Origin of the sequence: Herbaspirillum rhizosphaerae, assembly GCF_046025915.1 — a bacterium.
Lineage (GTDB): Bacteria > Pseudomonadota > Gammaproteobacteria > Burkholderiales > Burkholderiaceae_D > Herbaspirillum > Herbaspirillum rhizosphaerae_A.
The window spans coordinates 84,421-104,721 of the sequence record NZ_JAQQFR010000003.1; the positions used below are offsets into that span (position 1 = coordinate 84,421).

Annotated in this window: 16 protein-coding genes; 9 read left to right on the forward strand and 7 right to left on the reverse strand. The window is 58.6% G+C overall.

Going from position 1 to position 20,301, the window contains the following annotated elements; all coding sequences use genetic code 11:
• The first annotated feature begins 266 nt into the window (after positions 1–266).
• Positions 267–2,465: a putative bifunctional diguanylate cyclase/phosphodiesterase gene (locus PQR63_RS05295; RefSeq protein ID WP_408166271.1), complete on the forward strand. Its 2,199-nt coding sequence runs from the start codon at positions 267–269 to the stop codon at positions 2,463–2,465.
• 17 nt (positions 2,466–2,482) lie between these two features.
• Here the strand turns inward: PQR63_RS05295 and PQR63_RS05300 are convergent, their stop codons facing one another.
• Positions 2,483–3,364: a hypothetical protein gene (locus PQR63_RS05300; RefSeq protein WP_408166273.1), complete on the reverse strand. Its 882-nt coding sequence runs from the start codon at positions 3,362–3,364 to the stop codon at positions 2,483–2,485.
• Between the two features lie 137 nt (positions 3,365–3,501).
• Entirely contained in the window at positions 3,502–4,932 is a 1,431-nt protein-coding gene (gene cls, locus PQR63_RS05305; RefSeq protein WP_408166275.1) for a cardiolipin synthase, read from the reverse strand.
• 342 nt (positions 4,933–5,274) lie between these two features.
• Here cls and PQR63_RS05310 point away from each other — a divergent pair, with 342 nt between their 5' ends.
• The gene (locus PQR63_RS05310; RefSeq protein WP_408166276.1) at positions 5,275–5,679 is read left to right on the forward strand and encodes a hypothetical protein; all 405 of its coding nucleotides are present in this window, start codon (positions 5,275–5,277) and stop codon (positions 5,677–5,679) included.
• Here the strand turns inward: PQR63_RS05310 and PQR63_RS05315 are convergent.
• The 4 genes from PQR63_RS05315 to PQR63_RS05330 form a co-directional block, all read right to left on the reverse strand.
• Positions 5,676–8,327, reverse strand: a complete 2,652-nt coding sequence (locus PQR63_RS05315) for a PepSY domain-containing protein (RefSeq protein WP_408166278.1) — start codon at positions 8,325–8,327, stop codon at positions 5,676–5,678. The genes PQR63_RS05310 and PQR63_RS05315 overlap by 4 nt on opposite strands.
• Before the next feature lie 153 nt (positions 8,328–8,480).
• On the reverse strand, positions 8,481–9,638 hold the full coding sequence (locus PQR63_RS05320; RefSeq protein ID WP_408166280.1) for an MFS transporter: 1,158 nt from the start codon (positions 9,636–9,638) through the stop codon (positions 8,481–8,483).
• Positions 9,639–9,844: 206 nt separating this feature from the next.
• The gene (locus PQR63_RS05325) at positions 9,845–10,708 is read right to left on the reverse strand and encodes an alpha/beta hydrolase (protein WP_408166282.1); all 864 of its coding nucleotides are present in this window, start codon (positions 10,706–10,708) and stop codon (positions 9,845–9,847) included.
• Between the two features lie 18 nt (positions 10,709–10,726).
• A complete protein-coding gene (locus PQR63_RS05330) occupies positions 10,727–11,632 on the reverse strand; it encodes a LysR family transcriptional regulator (protein ID WP_408166284.1) in 906 nt (301 codons plus the stop codon).
• 180 nt (positions 11,633–11,812) lie between these two features.
• Between PQR63_RS05330 and PQR63_RS05335 the strand changes: the two genes are divergently transcribed.
• From PQR63_RS05335 to PQR63_RS05360, 6 genes are all read left to right on the forward strand, one after another.
• Positions 11,813–13,129, forward strand: coding sequence for an MFS transporter (locus PQR63_RS05335; protein WP_408166286.1), 1,317 nt, complete (start codon positions 11,813–11,815; stop codon positions 13,127–13,129).
• A 31-nt stretch (positions 13,130–13,160) separates the two neighbouring features.
• Positions 13,161–14,504, forward strand: coding sequence for a homogentisate 1,2-dioxygenase (gene hmgA / locus PQR63_RS05340; protein WP_408166288.1), 1,344 nt, complete (start codon positions 13,161–13,163; stop codon positions 14,502–14,504).
• Positions 14,504–15,838 (forward strand): fumarylacetoacetase, encoded by a 1,335-nt coding sequence (gene fahA / locus PQR63_RS05345; RefSeq protein ID WP_408166290.1) that lies wholly within the window; start codon positions 14,504–14,506, stop codon positions 15,836–15,838. Before hmgA ends, fahA begins: the two co-directional genes overlap by 1 nt.
• 46 nt (positions 15,839–15,884) lie before the next feature.
• Positions 15,885–16,535 carry a maleylacetoacetate isomerase gene (maiA, locus tag PQR63_RS05350; protein WP_408166291.1) on the forward strand — a complete coding sequence of 217 codons (651 nt, stop codon included), beginning with the start codon at positions 15,885–15,887 and terminating at the stop codon, positions 16,533–16,535.
• 121 nt (positions 16,536–16,656) lie between these two features.
• Positions 16,657–16,914 (forward strand): hypothetical protein, encoded by a 258-nt coding sequence (locus tag PQR63_RS05355; RefSeq protein ID WP_408166293.1) that lies wholly within the window; start codon positions 16,657–16,659, stop codon positions 16,912–16,914.
• Between the two features lie 208 nt (positions 16,915–17,122).
• Positions 17,123–19,045: a putative bifunctional diguanylate cyclase/phosphodiesterase gene (locus PQR63_RS05360; RefSeq protein ID WP_408166295.1), complete on the forward strand. Its 1,923-nt coding sequence runs from the start codon at positions 17,123–17,125 to the stop codon at positions 19,043–19,045.
• A 12-nt stretch (positions 19,046–19,057) separates the two neighbouring features.
• On the opposite strand, the gene PQR63_RS05365 is transcribed toward PQR63_RS05360, so the two are convergent.
• Positions 19,058–19,516: a MaoC family dehydratase gene (locus PQR63_RS05365; RefSeq protein ID WP_408166296.1), complete on the reverse strand. Its 459-nt coding sequence runs from the start codon at positions 19,514–19,516 to the stop codon at positions 19,058–19,060.
• Between the two features lie 91 nt (positions 19,517–19,607).
• Here PQR63_RS05365 and PQR63_RS05370 point away from each other — a divergent pair, with 91 nt between their 5' ends.
• Positions 19,608–20,204: a winged helix-turn-helix transcriptional regulator gene (locus PQR63_RS05370; RefSeq protein ID WP_408166298.1), complete on the forward strand. Its 597-nt coding sequence runs from the start codon at positions 19,608–19,610 to the stop codon at positions 20,202–20,204.
• Positions 20,205–20,301: the final 97 nt, after the last annotated feature.

A 20,301-nucleotide genomic window follows, 5' to 3' on the forward strand; every position in this document is an offset into this window, starting at 1 on the left:
GCGCTGCTATTTTGACGTCGATTCATGAAGCTGGCGCAGCGGGCATGCTAATCTAGCGCCTGCGCGCGAAATGCACGATAAAAAGCATGGCGCACTGACCGGCCGGACCTCGGCAATACGTGCAGCAGCGGCGCATCGGCACTGCACACAGGCCGGCTATCTTTCCTCAGGAAAGATATATAAAAATATCATTGGAGACCCAGGCGATGGCACGCAACCGGCAACAGGTTCGCGGCCGGGCCTGATATAGGAAAAGCGGAAAAAGCTTGAGAGCATTGCAGAGACGATTATCGAATGCGTTCGTCGCCATTCAGGCGAGGTATGGCCGTTCGGCGCGCGCGCACAACATGCATGCGCGTGGTCCTGCGCACGCCTTTGCCGGCCAGCTTCATCAGCAGGTGCGCGCGCCGTCGGCGGATCTGGCGCGCAGCTTCCGCTACTTTGCGGATCAGTCGCTGGTGGGCGTATATATGCTGCGCAGCGACGGCGCAGTGCTGCATGCCAATGACAAGATGGCCAACATGCTCGGCTACGATCGCGCTGCCGATGTGATCGGTCTGCATATCGCCAGCCTGACCGCACCGGAAGACCTCGCCCTGCTGGAAGAAAACCTGCAGGCTCGTCTCTCCGGCGCAGAAGAGCATGTGCGCTATACCCATCGCATTCTCAGTCGCGACGGTACGCGCCGTTGGGTGGAAGTACATGGCAGCGTGTGCCAGTACGACGGCGGCACCGCCTTGGTGGAAATGGCGCTCGACGTCAATCAGAAGGTGCAGTCCGAATGGCAGTCCCGGCTTGCCGACCGTGTTTTCGAATCGACCAGCGAAGGCATCCTGATTACCGATGCCGAGTTTCGCATCCTCGCCGTCAATCCCGCTTTCACGCGCATCACCGGCTATCACCCGGAAGAAGCTATGGACAAGCGTTCGCGCATGATGACAGGCCCCGGTGCGCAGGCTGAAATCAATCGCGGCATGCTGCAGCGCCTCGCTTCAGACGGCCATTGGCAGGGTGAGATGAAAGACCGTCGCAAGGATGGCAGCTGGTATCCGGCATGGCTGTCGATTTCGGCCATCCGCGACAATCAGGGCGGCATCACGAATTACGTCGGTGTCTTCACCGACAACACCATCCGCAAGGAGGCCGAAAATAAACTGGCCTTCCTCGCCGACCATGACAGCCTGACAGGTCTGCTTAATCGCAGTAGCCTGATGCGCATTTTTGCGCAGCAGATTGAGGCGGCGCAGACGGCCGGTGAAACGCTGGTGCTGTTCTTCATCGACCTTGACCGCTTCAAGACCGTCAACGATACGCTCGGCCACCATGCCGGCGATCAGTTGTTGGTGGCAGCGGCCGAGCGTCTGCGTGAGCAACTGCGCCCGGACGACGTTCTGGCGCGTTTTGGCGGTGACGAGTTTGTCGTGATCCTCGGCGGTTCACCACCGCAGGAAATGATCTCCGCCATCGCCCAGCGCCTGATCAACAGTATCCTGCGGCCGTTCGTGATCAACGGTCATGAGATGTTCATCAGCGCCAGCATCGGCAGCGCCGCCTATCCGGAACATGGCGAAGATGCAATCGCGATTCTTAAGAACGCCGACATCGCCATGTACCACGCCAAGGAACGCGGCAAGAATGCCTTTCAGCTGTTCAGCAAGGAAATGAGCAATCATGCGCTGGAACAGATGCTGCTGGAAAACAGCTTGCGTCATGCGATCGAGCGCAAGGAATTCGAGCTTTATTATCAGCCGCAATTCTCTGCGCTCGACGGCGCCATTTGCGGCGCCGAAGCCTTGATCCGCTGGCGTCATCCGACCCGCGGGCTGGTGGCGCCGGGAATGTTCATCACCCTGGCGGAACAGACCGGCCTGATCGTGCCGCTGGGCGCCTGGGTATTGCGCGAAGCCTGCCGTCAGGGCAAAGCCTGGCTGGACCGTGGCTATCAGTTCGGCCGCATTGCGGTGAACCTGTCGCCGCGCCAATTCTCTTCCGATGATCTGCTGTCGACCATTGACAATGCGCTTGGACAAAGCGGCCTGCCGTCAGCGATGCTGGAGCTGGAAATCACAGAAGGCGCGATCATGCAAAATCCTCAGGAAGCAGTGGTGCTGCTCAAGCGCATGCGTCAGCTGGGCGTGACCATTTCGGTGGATGACTTTGGCACCGGCTATTCGTCTCTGGCCAGTCTCAAGCAATATCCGCTCGATACGCTGAAGATCGACCGCAGTTTCGTCAAGGGTATCCCTGCTGATGCCGACGATGTGGCGATTACGGAAGCCATCATTGCGGTCGCCCATAAGCTGCATCTGCAAGTCGTTGCCGAGGGCGTGGAGTCGCAGGAACAGCACGACTTCCTGCGTGCAGCCGGCTGTGACATCGTGCAAGGCTATCTGCATTCCAAGCCGTTGTCGGCAGGTGACATTGAAGCACGCTGGTATCTGGGCGGCGCACAAGCAGAAATCTGAGCAGCGCCGGCGGCCTGTCAGTCCGGCGTTTTTTCACTATTCTGGCGCGCATACTCCTTGCGCTTCATCGTCAGATAATCTTCCTTATTCACCTCATGCAACTGGCGCGGATAGCGTTCGGTGGCGGCGAACCAGGTTTGCAGGCGTTGCTCCAATTGCTGTGCCGGCGTGGTTGCCAATCCGCTCAGATAGGCGTCAATGGCGAGGTAGTAACGCATGGTATTGCGCTCGACCGTGCCGCGCATGCCACCGACGTAGTTGGGTTTTCCGTCGCTGGATTTATCCACCACGGTGAAGCCGACCTTGTCGCTGCCGGCAGTCGCCAGATAGGCGCGCAAGGCGACACGGCTGGCGAAGCCGTAGGAGTAGGAATACATCAGGTGAATGAAGCTGCGGCCGTCGGCGGTGGGGATCGCTTCGAGCTGGATACGATAGTCGCGCGTGTCCAGCGGCCCCTTGTCGGCATTCAGGCGAATGTCAAAATAGTCATCGCTGCTGGTGTTTACCCGGTAGGCGAAGTCGAGCCGATAGGCGTCGTCCAGATCCTGACTGTTCTTCTTGCCGACGCGCATGCTGATTGTCGATGGATTTTGTCCAGGACCGGCACGGCAATACTTGGTATTGAGATGCAGGATCAGGACGTCGCACCAGTGTGCCGGTGAAGTCAGGGAGCCGTGTACCTGTGCGAAAGGGTAGTCCACCACGGCATAGATGTCGCCTTTGATGGCGGAGGAACTTTCGGTTGAGTTCAGCGAGATCGGCCGGGAGAACTGGTTGTGCGCCAGTTGCGGTTGCAGGGATTGATATTTTTCTTGCAGGGCTGCAGCGCTGGTCGGTGCATCGGCAGCTACGGCATGTACGCAGGATAATGCCAGCCACAGAGCAAGTGGTACTGTCATCGCTATCGCGATGCAGCGTGAAAAAGAGGTTGGCGATAGCGATAGTTGGTCTTGAAAACGATACATGCATTATTCCTTGTTGCGTCGGCGGCGAGGTGAGGCGATGAAACCAGATGCGCCGGATTGCGTTTCAGTCGTTACAGCCAGCGCGCCCACAGACCCGCGCCGAATTCTTTCATGCGGTCGCTGATAGGACGGTCTTTCCACGCTTCAAGTGTGATCTCTTTCGATGCGGCGATGTCGCGGTCGAACATGGCCTGCATCTGCGCACTGAACTGCGGTCCCAGAATGACGGCATTGATCTCCTGGTTATAAATGAAGCTGCGCCAGTCAAGGTTGGTCGAGCCGATGGTCGACCAGACGCCGTCAACCATTGCCGTCTTGGAATGCAAGAGCGCATCCTGGCGTTCGTAGATCTTGATGCCGCCTTCCAGCAATTCGGTATAGAACGAGCGCGAGGCATACAGCACCAGCGCCGAGTCACTCTTGCTCGGCAATACCAGGCGCACGTCGACGCCGCGTTTCACCGCATCCTTCAAGGCATCGCGCAGTTGCGGATCAGGAATGAAGTAAGCGTTGGTCAGGTAGACCTTGGATTCGGCATGCTGGATAGCCGAGATGAAGGTTGCGTAGATCACGCTGTACGGATCGTCCGGCGAGCTGCCGATACCACGCACGATGTCGTTGCCCTGATTGGCGATCTTTGGGTAGTAGTTCTTCGCGGCCAGTTGAGGGCCGTGCTGCTTTTCCCATGTATCGATGAACAGCTTCTGAAACTCGGCGACGACAGGCCCATCCATGCGCACCTGCGTATCGCGCCATGGCACTTTGTTGGCATCATCATCTTGTTTCGGCTTGCGCTTGCGGAAAGAGCCGCTGGAATACACGCTGCTGATGTTGATGCCACCAACGAAGGCTGTTTTACCGTCGACGATCAGCAGCTTGCGGTGGTCGCGCTGATTGACTTCCCAGCCTTTGCGCGCTTGCGCCGGATTGACGGGATTGAATTCCAGCACTTGCACCCCGGCGTCAATCAGCGGCTGAAAAAACTCGCGCGGCGTGTTGAGCGTGCCGACGCTGTCATACATCAGGTTGACTTGAACGCCATGTTTTTGCCGATCGATGAGAAGGTCGGCGAACTGCTTGCCGGTATCGTCGCTTTCAAAAATATAGGTTTCCATGTTGATGTGATCACGCGCCTCGCGGATGGCGGCAAACATGGATGCGTAGGTCGCCGGGCCGTCGATCAGCAGCGTGACCTTGTTGCCCGCAACCAAAGGCGAACCGGTGACGGCTTCCTCGACAGCGAGGTGTTTCTCCAGAATCAGGTTGTCCTGATTGTCTTGCTTGTTATTCTTGAGTTTGTCGAGCGCGGCCTGGCTTTGTTCCGGCGTAAGGATGCCGCGTCCCCCTTTGATCTGGATGACTTGGGCCGGCTGGCTGTCCATGTCCGGAACAATGCGCGGCAGCGAGCCGCAGCTGCTCAGCAGCAGCGGTACGGCCAGCATCAGCCAGCGCAGGCGGGTAGAGCAATGGTCGATGATGTCTCTGAGATTTTTTTGTTTCATCTTCACTATCCGGCAATACAAAATGACCGGCCTGGTCGGGGTAAGAATGCCGTGGCGACGCTGAATGGATGCGCAGACGTGCGGCGTCGGAAAGGCAATGACAGGTCGAGTATATGCCGAGTTTTTGCCTGCTTGCGGGCGAAGGAGGGCGTTCCGGCTACGAATCGGCGGTGTCCTACAGCAAAAGGCGGCACCTGCTGACACGTTCTGGCGTGCCGGTGGGAAAGTGTTGCAACGCGCTGCAGGTTTACGTCGTGTTTACTGCCCGTGCCATTCTTTTTAGACGGGATTTATGGCAGCGTGACTAAGCTTGTTGCATGAAGACTCAACAAGAGGATGACTATGTATCCGATGGTGTGGCGCAGGCGCTCGTCGCTGGTGAATAAATTGTTTTTCCCGGAAACCCTGCCTGCATTTTCTCCGGCGCCGACGCCGGTAAAGACGCCTTCCTGGCTTATGCCTGCATCGCCCCGACAGGCATCGTTACAGATGTCGCTACCTAAGCAACGCGAACGCATGATGCATATTACGGTGGAGAGAGAAGATGTCACGCACCTGCGGCAGGTCGTGATGCAAAGCTGCGGGCATTGCGTCTGCTTCATGCGCATGTCGCCGCTGGATCATGCGCGTCGCATGCAGCTGTGCCTGTGCATACAGGCAGAGGCGATACCGATGGTGATGGATGCCGTGATGTGGGCGCTGCCGCAGGCGGAGTTCAGCCTGCGGCAGGCAAAGACAAAAGTTTAGTACACGTCCCGGCGGTAGCGGCCTTGAGCGATCAGATCGTCCAAGGCTGCGTCGCCGAGGATGTCGGCAAGCGTGGCATCCACGCCCGCCGCCATGCCATCAAGGCTGCCGCAGACATACAGCACGGCGCCTTCTGCAATCCACGTTGTGAGCATGTCGGCGGCTTGGCGCAGTTTGTCTTGTACGTAGATGCGTTCCGCCTGATCGCGCGAGAAAGCCAGGTCGACGCGGCTGAGTATATCGGTTTGCATCCATTGCTCGATTTCGGCGCGATAGAGGAAGTCGTGTTCGCGCTTGCGTTCACCGAACAGCAACCAGTTGCGGCGCAGGCCGAGTTGCACGCGTGCGCGCAGATGGCTGCGCAGACCGGCGAGACCGGAGCCGTTGCCGATGAAGATGGCCGGCACTGGTTCCGGCGCCAGCGAGAAGCTGCTGTTTTCCAGGATGCGCATGTCGACGGCTGCACCTGGCTGCGTAGTTTCGGTCAGCCAGCCGGAGGCCACGCCCAGACCGTCGTCATGTACCGCCTGACGCACCAGCAAGTGCAAGCGTCCATCCCGCGGAATCGAAGCGATGGAGTACTTGCGCGCAGCCAGGGTTTGCAAGCCGTCCGCCATTGCCTGTGCCGTGATGCCGGATGGCAGGTTGCCCGCCGCAGGCAAGATGCTGCGTGAAAGCGCGTCAGCCAGCGTGCGCGTCGTACCTTGATGCTGAACTTGTGTCTTGCCGTCGAGCGCGGTACGAGAGAGGAAGAGATCGATCCGGTCATCTGCATGGCGCGGCAGGATTTCCACGAGTGCACCGGATTGCCAATTCATATCTTTGCTCGACGGCGCGTCGAATTCCAGATGATAGATGCCGTGGCCGCAACTGCCTGCGTTAAGCAGTGTGCGGGTACGCAGCGTCCAGGCGCGATAGGCGACTTCCTGCATAGCCGGTGCGGAGATTTGTTCTTCCAGCGGTGCACCGCCGGTCAGCGCGCTCAGCTCGTGTTGCCATTTGGCCAGGCTCGCTGGTGCGTTGTTGTCGACTTCGATCATCGGGAAGAATGCCTCTGCACCCTGGCTACGCAGCCAGTGATCGAGCGTGTGGCCGAAGCCGCAGAACTTTTCGTAATGACGATCACCGAGCGCCAGCATGGCGTATTTCACGTGGCTTAAAGTGCTGCCTTGCTGATGTGCCAGTTGTTTGGCGAAGCGGCGCGCATTGTCGGGCGGTTCACCTTCGCCGAAGGTGCTGACCACGAACAGCACGCGATGGAAATGACGCAGACGTTCCGGATCCAGCGTCGCCAACGATTGGACGGTGACGGCGACGCCGGCTTTTTGCAATGCGGCTGCGGTATGCAGGGCGATGCGTTCGGCTTGACCGGCTTGCGTGGCATAGGCCAGCAGGACGGTTTCCTTGTTGCCGGTTGGTGTCGTGCCTGCAGCCGCAGTCTTGCTTTGATCGAGCAGTGCGCGTTCAGCGCGGACGGCGCGTTTTTTACGGCGGCGATCCAGATACAGCATCCATCCGGTGATGCCGAACAACGGCATGATCAGCGCGGCAATCGTCATGATGATGCGGCCTGGCAAGCCCCAGTAGGTGCCCATGTGCAGCGGATAGATCGCGCCGATGAAGCGGCCGCCGGTGCTCTTGTCGGCGAAGCGCTCATTAAGCTTGATCTCGCCGGTTTGTGGCAACACGTTCAGGCGGTTGCGCGCACGTTCGTGCGAGGCGTCCGGCAACAGGTAGTTGAACTGAACCGGCTGCGTGGTTTTCTCGGCAATGCGGATATTGACCAGCGTGTACGGCCCGGCTTCGCGCACGAACGTGTTCCAGGCCAGTGTGAGGTCGAGCGGGGCAGGTTCGGTTTTGTCGGCTTTGTCGGACTTCTCGGACTTATCTTTGTCCTTCTCCATGTTCATACCCATGCCTTTGGGTTTGTCGCGTTTGGCGTCTTTGGACTGAGGTGCGCGTACCGGTGTTTCCTGACCTGCCAGCGTAGTGACACCGGCTCTGAACCAGTCGAACGCCCAGAACATGCCGGTGGTCGTGAAGATCACGTACATCACCAACGCCCAGGTGCCGATCACCGAGTGCAGATTCCACAGGAAAGAACGGCCGGACAGGCCGAAGTCCAGCTTGAACCAGGCGCGCCAGTTCAGCGCGCGGCGCGGCCAGCGCATGTACAGGCCCGACAGCGCCAGGATCAACAAGCACATCGACAGGCTGCCGGCAACGATCTTGCCGGTGTCGGTCGGCAGCAGCAGCCAGCGATGGAAACGTTCGGTGAATTCGAAGAACTCGTTGCCTGCCAACGGTGGTAGCAGCGCGCCGGTATAAGGATCGACGTAGCGCATTTCACCGCGGCGCACACCCGGTGGCGGTGCGAAATTGATGCGCACGGAAGCACCCGGTTCGGTCGACGCGATCAGTACGGCAACGCGTTCGTGCGGCACTTCTGCGCGCAGGCGTTCGAGGATTTGCGGCGGCGTCAACGCGGCTTCCTGGCGTACGGCGACATGGACGATGCCGGGATTGAGCCAGTCGGTAATTTCTTCACGGAAAGACAGGATGGCGCCGGTCACGCCGATGAACATCAGCACGGTGCCCGCAGTGATGCCGATGAACCAGTGGATCTGGAACCAGATTTTCTTGAACATGTTTTTCTCATTAGCTGGCTGGCGGCGAGCTGAAACTGAAACAGCGGAGGAAACCAGCGAGCGGAAGGCGTTTTGCTAAAGCGCTCTATTATAGATGATCAAGAGAATGAGAATTATTCCTCAATGTATCCGGTATGTTGCAAAACAGCTGTTTCACGCGCTTGCGGTGTCTTTTTGCAACACCATGCTGGCCAGGATCATGGCGGCAACCAGCAAAGCCACCGGCAGCAGACCGTAATGCAACAGGAAACCAGCAATCTGCGTGCCGATACCCGACAGCGTCAAAGCAAGGAACATCAGGAAGCCGGACGCCAGGCTGGTCAGCGACTTCGGCACCGACAGCGCGCGCGTCACTGTGGACGGGCCACGCAGACCGAGCCCGGCGCAGAACAGCATCCAGCAGAGGATCAGCGGCACAACGTGGTGTATTTCAACGATGCCCAGTGCGATCAGCCCGGCGACGGAAAACAACTGGACGATCGCGCCGGCTTTCATCAGTTTGTAGGTGCCGCAGCGATGCGCCATGGCGCCTGCGCGCGAGGCGGCAACGATGAAGGACGACACGCCGCAGACTTGCATTAATGCAAAGGTGCCGGGGCCGCGTCCGCTCCATTGTTCAATCAGATGCGGTGCGCTGGCAACAAAGGTGATCAACGCGCCGAAGGTCAGTCCGTAGACGGTAGCGTCGCGCAGGAAAGCACGGTTTTGCAATAGGGCGGGATAGCTGATGGTTTCTTCGGGTGAATGCAATATCTGCCGGCCCGGCACCAGCGCCAGGATGAAGGGCAGCAAGATCAGCGCCAGTATTGCCACCAGCCAGAAGTTGCTGCGCCATCCCGATACCAGCAGGATGCCGGTGCCGATCACCGGGGCGATGGCCGGGATGATCGATTCGGCGATGCTGACCCATGAAATTGCACGCACCGCATCGGCGTCGGTGAAGCGCCGCCGCAGCAACACCGGCACTACCACCGTTGCCGCACCTGCGCCGATGCCCTGAATCGTGCGATAAATGATCAGCGCATCGACATCCGAGGCCAGCGCGCAGGCGACGCCGGTCGCGGCCAGTAAGGCGACGCCCGCCAGCAGCGTATTGCGCATGCCGAGTTTGTCCGCCACGGCGCCCCAGAACAATTGCGATAGCGCCAGTGCAATCATGAAAGACGAAATCGTTGCCTGCACAGTCGGCACGTCGGTGCCGAGATCGTGCGCAAGATGCGGCAAAGCAGGCAGGTAGAGATCGGTCGCCAGCATGCCGACGCCGGTCAGCGCGGCCAGGGGAATGATTTGCAGCAGAGGTGGACGGGACATCAGCGAAACTCAGTGAAACTCAATCAGGCTCTTACGCTGGAAGACAGGCAGAGAGCGGAATAAGATGCAAATACGGGGCGCGGTCTCTGATCATGCAGTGGCTTGCCATGACAGGTAAGGGGTAATGCCTGATACCGCCGGAGATGCAACGCGAAGAACGGAGATGATACCACCCGCCGTTTTTCATTCTTGCAGTTTGGCGTCGGCTATTTGCCGACCATGGCGATAATGGCTTGCGCCAGTTCACCGCTGCCGTCGGCAAGTTTGTCGATGACATCCAGATGATGGCCGTCTGCAAGTTTGACTTGTTGAACAGGAAAGCCGGCGCCATGAAGCGCCAGCGCATACGCGTTTTTTTGCCGGTGAAACTCCGCCGACTCTGCGCCGCCTGCCGTCAGAATGACCGGCATTTTCGTTGCAGGCAGATGATGCAGCGGACTGTATTGCTGCACTTGCGGCCCATCCAGCTGCAAGGTCTCATTGAGGTAGCACAGTCGTATCGGTTCCAGATCGTAGAGGCCGCTGACCCCGCACAATCCTTTGATCGCGTCCGTCGGCAGACCCGCGCTGTGCCAGTCGGTACTAGCCAGTTCAGCGGCAAGGTGGCCGCCGGCGGAATGGCCGAAGACATAAATGCGCTCGGCATCGAAGCCGAACGACGACGCTTGCCGGTACAACCAGGCGAATGCCGCACGCACGTCGGCAACGATTTCGGGGATGTCGACTTCCGGTGCGAGGCGATAGTTGATCATGGTCACCGCGATGCCGGCTTGCCGGTAGGGCTCGGCGAGATGGCTGAAGTCGTTCTTGTCCAGCGAGCGCCAGTAGCCCCCATGCACAAAGACCAGCAGCGGCGCAGCAGCGTCGGCGACCGGGAAATAATCCAGAGTTTGCAGCCGGTGCGTGCCGTAGTGAAGATTGCTGCGCAACGGCGGGAGTCTGGTCAATTGCTGGCGATAGACGTCTGCCTGCTGATTCCAGCGGTCGAAGATATCCTGAAAACGCGGTATGCCGGAGCGCACGTTGTATTGCCGGTCCAACTGTTCGCGGTCGTAGTGCAGATAATGCATTCCTGTCTCCCAAGTATCTTATTCGGCAAAGTGCTCCGAGATGAACCCGCGTAGCCACACATTGCCTTCGTCCTGATTGAAGCGGCGATGCCAGAAGATGTTGGTCTGCAAGGACGGCAGGCGCAACGGCGGACGAATGTATTGTAGGTTGAACGGCTGCGCCGCGCTTTCGGCCAATTTTTGCGGCACCGTCACGATCAGGTCGGTGGTGCTGACAATGTACGGCACGGCGGTGAAGTGCGGCACGCGAAAATGCACGTTCGGCCGGATGCCCGCTTTTTCCAGATTCTGGTTGATGCGGTCGTAGGGGCTTTCCAGCGAGGACACCACAAGATGCCGGGCCGCCAGGAACTCCTTGATGGTGACCTTCTTGCCTGCCAGCGGATGACCCTGGCGAAACATGCTGACGTAGTTCTGGCGAAACAGGCGACGCTGATACAAGGCGCTCGACACATTGTCGAATGCGCCGATGGCGAGGTCGACGCGGCCCGACTCCATCTCGGTCTTCAGGTCAATCGTGCCGGCGCGCACCGTGCTGATCTGGATGCCTGGCGCCAGAAGGCTGCATTGTTCAATCAGCACCGGCATGAAATACACCTCGCCGACATCGGTCATGGCAATCGTGAAATGGCGTTCGCTCGTCGCAGGGGAAAACGCTTCCTGCCGGTTCAGCGCCTTGGAGACATGGAGCAGCGCCGACGCCACCGGTTCGGCCAATTGCTGGGCAAACGGCGTCGGCTGCATGCCTTGCGCCGTCCGCACGAAGAGGGCATCGCCGAAGGTGCGACGCAGGCGCGCCAGTGCATTGCTGACCGCCGGCTGCGACAGATTCAGGCGGCGCGCTACGGAAGAGATTTGCCGGTCCTGGAAGACTTCCTGAAATACCACCAGCAAATTGAGGTCGATATCTTTTGGTTCGATCATGTTTGAAGCATTCGTTCAGTATTGACGCTTTGATCACTATTCATCATATCAATGAACTACATTGATCCATTTATATCGTAAAAGTCGCATCATTGCACTACAGTCTTACACTAATAAAAAAGCGCTGCGTTGATATATAGATAAGCCGCGCGTATCCACAACCAATCTGGAGGAGCACAGATGCAATCTGATGTGATCAATGTCGACCAGGTCGTCGAGCAGAGCCGTTTCGGCGCATTTCAATTCGGGCTGTTGCTGCTGTGCGGCCTGTGCCTGATCATCGATGGTTTCGACATCCAGGCCATGGGCTATGTCGCGCCTGCCATCATCGGCGACTGGCATGTCAACAAGGCCAGCCTCGGCCCGGTATTTGGCGCCGGTCTGTTCGGCATGTTGCTGGGTTCGCTGGTGTTGACGCCGGTGGGCGACAAGTACGGTCGCCGTCCGGTACTGATTGTTTCCACCTTCTTCTTCGCCGTCTGCATGTTGCTGACCACGCGCGTTGAAACCATCGACGAGTTGCTGGTGCTGCGCTTCATCACCGGCTTTGGCTTGGGCAGCATCATGCCGAATGCGATGGCGCTGGTCGGCGAGTTCAGCCCCAACAGCAAGCGCGTCACACGCATGATGCTGGTGTCGTGCGGTTTCACAGTCGGTGCGGCGGTAGGCGGCTTTGTCAGCGCAGCGCTGATTCCAGCTTTCGGCTGGCGTTCGGTGTTTTTGGTCGGCGGTCTGATCCCGGCAGCGTTGGGTGTGGCGATGCTGATCTGGCTGCCGGAATCGATTCAGTTTCTGGTACTGCGCAAGCGCCCGATGAAACAAGTCGCGCGCTGGCTCAACAAAGTACAGCCGGGTTTGCAAGTCAATGAGGGCAGCACTGTCGTCGTCAAGGAGGCCAAGAACGACGGCATGCCGGTGGCCGAGCTGTTTCGCGAAGGCCGTGCCGGTGTGACGCTGTTGTTGTGGCTGATCAGTTTCATGAATCTGATCAATCTGTATTTCCTCTCCAACTGGTTGCCGACGCTGATCAAGGATGCCGGTTACTCGACCGGCACTGCCGTGCTGATAGGTACTTCGCTACAAGTGGGCGGCATTGTCGGCACGCTGACGCTGGGCTGGTTCATCAATCGTTTCGGTTTCACCAGAGTGTTGGGAAGCTGCTTTGTGGTCGCTTGTGTGTTCATCGCCCTGATCGGTCACGTGGCGACGATGCCGGTGCTGTTGTTCATCAGCGTGGTGGTAGCAGGATTTTGCGTGGTCGGCGGTCAACCGGCGGTGAATGCGCTGGCCGGGACTTTTTATCCGACGCAACTGCGCTCGACTGGTATCGGCTGGGCGCTCGGCATCGGTCGCATTGGCTCCGTGCTGGGGCCGGTGATCGGCGGTCAACTGATCGCCATGCAATGGGCCAACAGTTCGTTGTTCATTGCGGCTGCCGTGCCGGCAATCATCTCAGCGCTAATGGTGGCGCGCCTGCATTGGTATCGGCCGCAATAATTTTCCGATTTTGTTTTGAGAAGGACGCATCATGAATACGCTTGCAGAATCCTCCATCGCCAAGGCCGCTGCACAGGCTACCGGCTATCAGTCCGGCTTCGGCAATGAGTTCGCGACCGAGGCTTTGCCGGGCGCTTTGCCGCTCAATCAGAACTCGCCGCAGCAAGTCGCGTACGGTCTCTATGCAGAGCAGGTGTCCGGCACGGCATTCACAGCGCCGCGCAGTCACAACCGCCGTTCATGGTTGTACCGGATTCGTCCGGCGGCGATGCACGAGCCGTTTGAGCGCATCGACAACGGCATGATCGCGCGCTTCGACGATGTCGAGACGCCGCCAAATCAATTTCGCTGGGACCCGCATACCATGCCGACGGCGCCGACGGATTTTGTCGCCGGCTTGATCACCATGGCCGGCAATGGTTCGTCTGACGCGCAGACCGGCTGTGCGATTCATTTGTATGCCGCCAATCAATCGATGACGGATCGTTTTTTCTATTCGGCCGATGGTGAATTGCTGATCGTGCCGCAAGCCGGGCGCCTGCAATTGCTGACCGAGCTGGGTGTGATCGATCTCGAACCGCAAGAGATCGCCGTGATCCCGCGTGGTGTGCGGTTTCAGGTGAAGCTGCCGGATGGACAGGCGCAAGGCTATGTCTGCGAAAACTTCGGTGCACTGTTGCGCTTGCCGGATCTGGGGCCGCTGGGTTCCAACGGTCTGGCCAATCCGCGCGACTTCCTCACGCCACAGGCTTGGTATGAAGATCGCGAAGGCGACTTCCGCCTGATCGCCAAATTCGGCGGCAACTTGTGGCAGGCAAAGATCGGCCATTCGCCGCTGGACGTGGTGGCGTGGCACGGCAATTACGCGCCGTACAAGTATGACCTGCGCCATTTCAATACCATCGGCTCGATCAGCTACGACCATCCTGATCCATCCATTTTCCTCGTGCTGCAGGCGCAGAGCGATACACCGGGTGTGGATACGCTGGACTTCGTGATCTTCCCGCCGCGCTGGCTTGCCGCCGAACATACTTTCCGTCCACCCTGGTTCCACCGCAATGTCGCGAGCGAGTTCATGGGCCTGATCCATGGCGAGTACGACGCCAAGGCGGAGGGCTTCCGGCCCGGCGGTGCCAGTCTGCACAATTGCATGACCGGCCACGGCCCCGACGGCGCGACCTTCGAGAAGGCCAGTCACAGTGATACCAGCAAGCCCAACAAGGTCACGGATACGATGGCTTTCATGTTCGAGACACGCAACATCATCAAGCCGACGCGTCATGCACTGACTTCGCCGACGCTGCAAAAAAATTATTATCAGTGCTGGATGGACATCAAGAAGCACTTCAACCCACAACAAGGCCCGGAGCAATAATGCGTATCTCTTTGAACGAAACCCACGACGTCGCCCTGCGCAGCTGGGTTGCCTCGGCCAATCTCGCCGGCAGTGATTTCCCGATTCAAAACTTGCCGTACGGCGTGTTCCGCTGCAAGGGTAGCGGAGAATCCTTCCGCGCCGGTGTCGCCATCGGCGATCAGATTCTTGACTTGCGTGCAGCCTTTGAAAGCGGCGCATTCAGCGGCTTCGGCGAGGTCGTTCACCAAGCCATCGTCGCAGCGACTGCGGGCAGCAATCTGAATCCTCTGATGGAACTCGATGCCGCGACCTGGTCGGCCTTGCGTCTTGCCTTGTCGACGTTGCTACGAGACGGCTCGGTGCATCAGTCGCAACTGGAGTCGGCGCTGGTGCCGCAAGCCGAAGCCGAACACGCGCTGCCGGCACAGATCGGTGACTACACCGACTTCTATACCTCAATCCATCATGCGACGGCGATCGGTAAATTGTTCCGGCCCGATAACCCTTTGCTGCCCAATTACAAATGGGTGCCGATCGGCTATCACGGCCGGTCGTCGTCGATTGCCGTGTCGGGCCAGCAGTTCCGCCGTCCGGTCGGCCAGACCAAGCCGCCGACTTCCGACACGCCGGTATTCGGCCCGTGCAAGCGTCTCGATTATGAAATGGAAGTCGGCGTCTTCATGGGGCAGGGCAATGCCATCGGCGACGCCATCGATATCGGTCAGGCCGAGTCGCATGTGTTCGGCCTGTGTCTGCTGAATGACTGGTCGGCACGCGACGTGCAGGCGTGGGAATACCAGCCGCTCGGCCCTTTCCTGGCAAAGAATTTTGCTTCGACGATTTCGCCATGGATTGTCACGATTGAGGCGCTGGCACCGTATCGTGCGACGTGGACACGCGACGCAGCCGATCCGCAGCCGATGGCATACCTTGACTCTGCCGAGTTGCGCGCGGGTGGCGCTTTCGACGTGCAACTGGAGGTGCTGCTGCAGACCAAGGCCATGCGTGAAGCAGGCACTGCACCGCAGCGTCTGTCACTGGGCAATTTCAAGGACGCTTACTGGACCGTGTCGCAACTGGTGGCGCATCACACCGTCGGCGGCTGCAACCTGCGCGCCGGCGACTTATTGGGATCGGGCACCTTGTCAGGCCCGACGCCTGAGTCGGCCGGGTCACTGCTGGAGCTGACCGCCGGCGGCAAGCAATCCATCAGTCTGGCGAATGGCGAGAAGCGTATCTTTATCGAAGACGGCGACACCGTCATCATGCGCGGCTGGGCCGAGCGCGACGGTCTGCCGCGCATCGGTTTCGGTGACGTGGCGGCCACGGTATTGCCGGCGCGTTCACTTTGATGATTCCAGTATAAATCCAGCATAAAAATACCAAGGAGACGAAGGTATGACGATTCATCTTTACAGCTACTTCCGCAGTTCGGCATCGTATCGGGTACGTATCGCGTTGAATTTGAAAGGCCAGTCCTACGACACCGTGCCGGTGCATCTGGTCAACAACGGCGGCGAACAGTTCGCACCGGCATTCAGCGCACTGAATCCGCAATCGCTGGTGCCGGTCATGGAAGAGGACGGACGCCACATCACGCAATCGCTGGCGATGCTGGAATATCTGGAAGAACGCTTTCCGACTCCGGCGCTGCTGCCGTCGGGCCTGCTGGATCGCGCGCATGTGCGCGAGATTTCATTGGCAATTGCCTGTGACATCCATCCGCTCAACAACCTGCGCGTACTGCGCATGCTCAAGCAGGAGCTGGGTGTGAGCGAGGAGGTCAAGCAGCAGTGGATACAGCATTGGGTCAAGCTGGGTTTTGCGGCACTGGAGCAGCAACTTGCTGCGAGTCCGCAGCGCGGACGTTTCTGTTTCGGCGACACCCCCACGATGGCCGACTGTTGCCTGATTCCACAGATTTTCAATGCGCGCCGTTTCGAGGTGGATATGACGCCTTATCCAACGCTGGCAGCGATTGATGAAGCCTGCGGCCAGCTCAAGGCATTTCAACTGGCGCAACCGTCGGCGCAACCCGATGCCGGATGAAGACTTGAAAACGCGAAGTTTGTCGTTTCATTAACGGTATAGACCCACAAGAGTCCGGACTCGTCGGCGCGGGATCTTGTCGGTCTATGCGGTAAGACCTTTCCACCGGTACGCTATTCCCATGGCCGGTTTGCCCCAAAAACGGGCATCTGCATCCCTCACAGAAAATTCTTGTTGGAAATTTACCAAATATCTTTCTGTATTGGCTCGCTGGTCTTCTGGAATTGCGGTTGCCAACAGTATTGCCGGTATAATTTTCCTCGCTAAGCTACCGAATCAAAATAACAAGACGCTTCGACAAGCGCTGTGGATAAAAGCAATGATGCGGGGGCCGAGGGTTCAATCCAAGGCGGCGCCTGCCAATAATGATCAAGTCTGACTCAGGGAAATACAGTTTCGCTGTAAATGGGAAGCAGGGAACGCTGCCGCATGTCACCGTCCCCACCGAACAATGGGCCGTTGCCGCACATCGTCATATTGTTGCGTCGATTGTCATGTTTGGCGCGAGGTGACCGGATGCCGGTCGCGCCTGGATTCCATCTGCTGCGATATTTCCGGGGGTGGGTCTCTTCGCTGGGGTTCTTTTTATGCAAGTAGTCAGCCGACGTTATCGCTGGGCGATTTACGGTTTGCTGGTGGTCGTGATTGCCGCCGGCATCGCGCTGTTTTTTGCCATGGCGCGTACGGCCAATGATATTCGTTCGTCCACCACACCGCTGCTGGAAGAGAAAATCCCGACCTTGCGTCATCTCTCGGATTTTGAAAGCGCCTTGCTGCGCTATCAGCTGGCACTGAACAAATACTATGTCGCCTCCATCGGCCGCGATCGCTTTGATCATATTGAAGCCGAGGCCGCCGAGCAGATGACTGCCAATTTCGACTTCGTGCGCCGCGATTTGCAGCAAGCCGCGCAGATGTCCGATCTGCTCAGTAATTACAACGCGATTTTGGCCATGGGGCCGGCGCTGGAAAAACTGATGGCAAACTCGTCCTCGACCGCACGCGAACCTGCGCGCGCCTTGCTTGCGGATCTCAACGTCAAGACCAATAGCGTGCGTACCTTGCTGGATCAGGCCAAGCACGATGTCGAGCGTTCCGTCTATCAGGTCGGCGACATGGCCAACTCCGGGGTTGATCAGATTTCGTGGCTTGTACATGTCTACAGCGTCGGGATGCTGCTGGCAGCCCTGTTCATGATGTATCACGTGTGGGCACGCTTCCGTTCGGAGAATGCGCTGGCCTTCGCTGCAGCCCACGATCCCCTGACCGGCCTGGCGCACCGAGGCTCGTTCGAGCGCCGTCTCAAGACCATGGAAAATGAACCGCATACCGTGGTGCTGGGCATGATCGACCGTTTTGAACGCGTCGTCGGCGGCCTCGGCCATGCGTTCGGCGATCGTTTGATGCAGGAAATGGCGAGCCGCATCAAGCGTGCTGCTGAGCGTCACGGCGGCGAAGTGTTTCGTCTCAACGGCGCCAATGTGGCGATCCTCTATAAGTCCAAGGGCGATCATCTGAATTTTCAGGAAGCCTTGTCGAGCCTGCAGGAATACATGCGTCAGCCGTTTGAGTTCGGCCAGCATGAGATTTTTTCCAGCATGAGCATGGGCGGCGCAGAGTATCCACGCGACGGCGCTGAGCACGCGCATCTGTTGCAGAATGCCGATGCCGCGCTGCAGGCAGCGCGCGACGCCGGTGGCGATTGCTTTGTACAGTATTCGAATGCGCTCAATACGCGTGCACAAGAGCGCCTGGCGCTGGAAGCGCAACTGCGTCACGCCATCGAACGCAATGAGTTGGAATTGCACTTCCAGCCCCAGCAAGGATTGACGGACGACAAGCTGGTCGGCTTTGAAGCGCTGGTGCGCTGGCGTCGTAACGGTGAACTGATTTCACCAGCCGACTTCATCCCCCTGGCCGAAGAGTCCGGCCTGATCGTGCCGATCGGCGACTGGGTGCTTGCCGAAGCCTGCCGCCAGGCCAAGATCTGGAGCCTGGAGACACCGCGCAAGTTCGTTATCGCCGTCAACATTTCGCCGCGCCAGTTCCATCATCCATCCTTCCTGCGCCGCGTCACCGAGACCTTGAGCGAAAGCCAGATCGATCCATCCTTCATCGAACTGGAAATCACCGAAGGCATCGTCATGCGCGATGTCGAACGCACCATCGAGTTGCTGGAAGATCTGCGCAAGCGGGGCCTGACGCTGGCGATTGACGACTTCGGTACGGGTTATTCCTCGCTGGCTTATCTCAAGCGCTTCTCCATCGACAAGCTCAAGATCGACCAATCCTTCATCCGCCATCTGCGCCCTAACAGCGAAGACGCGGCAATCGTGCAGGCGGTCATCAATCTCGGCCACCATCTGGGCCTGTCGGTCATCGCCGAAGGCGTCGAAACCGCCAACCAGCGCGAGTTGCTGCGCGCCTGGGGCTGCGACGAGATTCAAGGCTACTTCTACGGTCGTCCCTTGTCGGCCGACAAGGCGACGCAGTTCATCTTCGAAAATTAAACGATCGGCAGATCAAGTCTGAGGCCGGCGCGGCACCAGCAGGTTGCCGGTCATGATCAGTACCGGTTCGTTATTCTGATTGAAGGTGGTGACGCGATGCTTGAGGAAGCCTTGTTGCGGTTTCGACTGTGAGAACTTCACCTCCAGCACGTCGACTTCAACGCGCAGGACGTCGCCCGGACGAGTAGGGCGCGGCCAGCGAAACTCTTCAAAGCCCGCGCCAATGACGCCGCCCTTGATCGGCAACGTCTTTACCAGCAGGCGCATGGTCAGCGCCGCTGTATGCCAGCCGCTCGCCGCCAGGCCGCCAAAAAAACTCTGCGCCGCTGCGGCTTCATCCAGATGGAAGGGCTGGGGATCGTAGCTCGTGGCGAAGGCTTTGATATCGTCGGCGCTGAGTGTTTCGGTGGCGGCGACATTGAATTTCTGGCCGGAGGAAAAGTCTTCCAAATACATCAGTACATCGGACATGGCGGTCTCCTTCGAGTTGTTTTATAATGTAAGTATCAAAATGATAGTAAGTTGTTCAATCGAATGATAATCAGCTTGATGGGACTTGTCTATGGAACGTAAAAGCTTTGGCAACATGCAATGCCCGGTCGCCCGTACGCTCGAACGCGTGGGTGAATGGTGGAGCATTCTGATCCTGCGCGATGCAATGCACGGGCTGACGCGTTTCGACCAGTTTCAGAAGAGCCTGGATATCGCGCCCAATATGCTCACGCGCCGTCTCAACTCGCTGGTCGAATCCGGCCTGCTGGAGCGTCGCCAGTACAGCGAGCGTCCGCCGCGCTACGAATATGTGCTGACCGATCTGGGACGTGATTTCCGTTCCATTCTGGTGGCGCTCAACAGCTGGGGCAACAAGCACTTTGCGCCGGAAGGCCCAAGCGTGCTGCTGGTCGATTCGACCTCGGGCGAAGTGGCTGACCCGATCATGGTCGACCGCAAGACCGGCAAGCCGCTGAGTTCGCCGGAGTTCGTCTTTACGCCCGGCCCGCAAGCTAATGAGAGCATGATCCGTCGCATCAACTTTGCGCGCGAACGTGCTGCGGCAGCCAACGATGGCGCAGAAAATGTTGCCGGGCAACCGATGGCGGACGAACCTGCAGCACCTGCCAAGACACCGCGCAAGAAGGCTGCGAAGAAAAGCGCCTGAGCGAGTCACTGTTCTTTTTGTCCAGAAATGGCGCCCGTTGTCACGGCGCCATTTTTTTCGACTCGCGTTGTTAGCGTAAAAATGCAGGCGTTGAGAA

Coding starts and splice junctions, on each gene's coding strand:
- PQR63_RS05300 (WP_408166273.1), bottom strand. CDS start 3,364: ATGACAGTACCACTTGCTCTGTGGCTGGCATTATCCTGCGTACATGCC.
- cls (WP_408166275.1), bottom strand. CDS start 4,932: ATGAAACAAAAAAATCTCAGAGACATCATCGACCATTGCTCTACCCGC.
- PQR63_RS05310 (WP_408166276.1), top strand. CDS start 5,275: ATGTATCCGATGGTGTGGCGCAGGCGCTCGTCGCTGGTGAATAAATTG.
- PQR63_RS05315 (WP_408166278.1), bottom strand. CDS start 8,327: ATGTTCAAGAAAATCTGGTTCCAGATCCACTGGTTCATCGGCATCACT.
- PQR63_RS05320 (WP_408166280.1), bottom strand. CDS start 9,638: ATGTCCCGTCCACCTCTGCTGCAAATCATTCCCCTGGCCGCGCTGACC.
- PQR63_RS05325 (WP_408166282.1), bottom strand. CDS start 10,708: ATGCATTATCTGCACTACGACCGCGAACAGTTGGACCGGCAATACAAC.
- PQR63_RS05330 (WP_408166284.1), bottom strand. CDS start 11,632: ATGATCGAACCAAAAGATATCGACCTCAATTTGCTGGTGGTATTTCAG.
- PQR63_RS05335 (WP_408166286.1), top strand. CDS start 11,813: ATGCAATCTGATGTGATCAATGTCGACCAGGTCGTCGAGCAGAGCCGT.
- hmgA (WP_408166288.1), top strand. CDS start 13,161: ATGAATACGCTTGCAGAATCCTCCATCGCCAAGGCCGCTGCACAGGCT.
- fahA (WP_408166290.1), top strand. CDS start 14,504: ATGCGTATCTCTTTGAACGAAACCCACGACGTCGCCCTGCGCAGCTGG.
- maiA (WP_408166291.1), top strand. CDS start 15,885: ATGACGATTCATCTTTACAGCTACTTCCGCAGTTCGGCATCGTATCGG.
- PQR63_RS05355 (WP_408166293.1), top strand. CDS start 16,657: ATGGCCGGTTTGCCCCAAAAACGGGCATCTGCATCCCTCACAGAAAAT.
- PQR63_RS05360 (WP_408166295.1), top strand. CDS start 17,123: ATGCAAGTAGTCAGCCGACGTTATCGCTGGGCGATTTACGGTTTGCTG.
- PQR63_RS05365 (WP_408166296.1), bottom strand. CDS start 19,516: ATGTCCGATGTACTGATGTATTTGGAAGACTTTTCCTCCGGCCAGAAA.
- PQR63_RS05370 (WP_408166298.1), top strand. CDS start 19,608: ATGGAACGTAAAAGCTTTGGCAACATGCAATGCCCGGTCGCCCGTACG.